Source organism: Mesorhizobium sp. M7A.F.Ca.CA.003.01.2.1, assembly GCF_003998945.1.
Taxonomy (GTDB): domain Bacteria; phylum Pseudomonadota; class Alphaproteobacteria; order Rhizobiales; family Rhizobiaceae; genus Mesorhizobium; species Mesorhizobium ciceri.
In genome coordinates this window covers 1-1,689 of the sequence record NZ_RZRA01001089.1, presented here as the reverse complement: position 1 = coordinate 1,689, position 1,689 = coordinate 1, and the positions used below count along the sequence as shown (strand labels likewise).

The following is a 1,689-nucleotide window of genomic DNA, read 5'->3' as shown; positions in this document are numbered from 1 at the left end:
TTGCGTGGTTTTCGATTATATCGTCGTGGGTGGTGGCTCCTCTGGATGCGTGATGGCGAGCAGGCTCTCCGCCTATGGCGCTCGCGTGCTGCTCATTGAAGCTGGCCCTGATACGCCGCCGAATGCCATTCCTGACGACATCCAGGATGGCGACCCAACGCGTGCTTACCTTAATCCCGGTTATCGATGGCAGTCACTCCACGCGACAACGGTGCGAGGTGGCCGCAAGCCTGTCCATTACGAACAGGCGCGCGTCATGGGTGGCGGCTCCAGCATCAATGCCCAAGTCGCCAACCGCGGCGGGCCCGGAGATTACGATGAGTGGGCCTCAAGCGGTGCAACGGGCTGGGGTTGGGAAGACGTGCTGCCCTACTTCCGTCGTCTAGAATGCGATTTGGATTTCGGCGGGGAATTTCATGGCACGAACGGCCCCTTGCCAATCAAACGTGTGCGCCAATCAGACTGGTCGGGCTTCATCCGGGCAATCTCCGATGCTTACGATGCTTTGGGGCTTCATTTCAGGCCAGACTTCAATGGTGCATTCGGTGATGGCTATTCAGTTGTCCCATTGACCAACCGCAATGGTCATCGGGTCTCCTCCGCGATGGCGTACTTACCCGAAACCGTCCGCTCTCGCCGCAATCTAACGATTTTATCCGAAACGACAGTTGCGCGGCTGACCTTTTTGGGAACAACGGTAACGGGGGTCGAGACGGAGAACAAATCGGGCGTGCAATCGTATAGCGCTTCTTGCGTTATCCTGTGCGCAGGAGCACTCCATTCACCCGCCATATTGATGCGCTCCGGGATCGGCCCCGCGAAGGAATTAGTACAATTCGGAATCCCTATCGTTGCAGATTTGAAAGGTGTGGGCCAGAATCTTCAGGAACACCCCACGATTTGCGTTTCGGCCTATTTGAAGCCGGCCGATCGCTTGTCACCCGGCGTGAGCGAATATATTCAGATGCACGCCCGCTACTCGTCGGGTTACGAAGGCTGCCCGTCGACCGATATGGCAATATCGACTGTTGCCAAATCATCCTGGCACCCGCTGGGGAGGCGCCTCGGCACTCTCGCCGTGTGGGTCAATCGCAGCTACTCGACGGGAACTGTGGCGCTCAAGGGTAGTTCGCATAAAATAGAGCCGGAGGTCGATTTCAACTGGTTGAGCGACAAGCGGGACGCCGAGCGCCTCAAGCAGGGCTTTCGCTTCATAGTCCGCCTGCTGCAGCAAGATTCGCTGTCCTCTGTGGCGCTGGACCCGTTTCCGTCAGCGTTGAATGCGCGAGCGAAGCTGGTGAGCAAGGTCACAAGCACAAACTATGCACTCACGTCATTTCTGGCGCTGCTCATGGACGCGTCGCCGCGGCTGCGCCGTGGGCTGATTAGGCGCGTCATAACGGATGGGGATAGCATTTCCGATCTCGTCAACGACGAGAAACATCTGGATCGGTATATTCGCCAGAACGTCATCCCAAGTTGGCATCCGACGTCGACCTGCAGGATGGGGGCAGCCGCGGATCCTGGCGCTGTGACCGATCCGTCGGGACGCGTTCATGGTATTTTGGGTTTGAGGATCGCCGACGCTTCCGTCATGCCATTTTGCCCTCGGGCGAACACAAACATTCCGACGATTATGGTGGCTGAGAAATTGGCCGACACAACCTTGAGAGACGGCAGACGGAGCTA

The 1,689-nt window shown here is 57.7% G+C and carries 1 protein-coding gene; it reads left to right on the top strand.

Annotated elements, in window-relative coordinates; all coding sequences use genetic code 11:
* Positions 1-4: 4 nt before the first annotated feature.
* Positions 5-1,689 (top strand): GMC family oxidoreductase N-terminal domain-containing protein (locus EN969_RS30000; protein ID WP_063169348.1); only part of this gene is annotated, 1,685 nt, incomplete at its 3' end.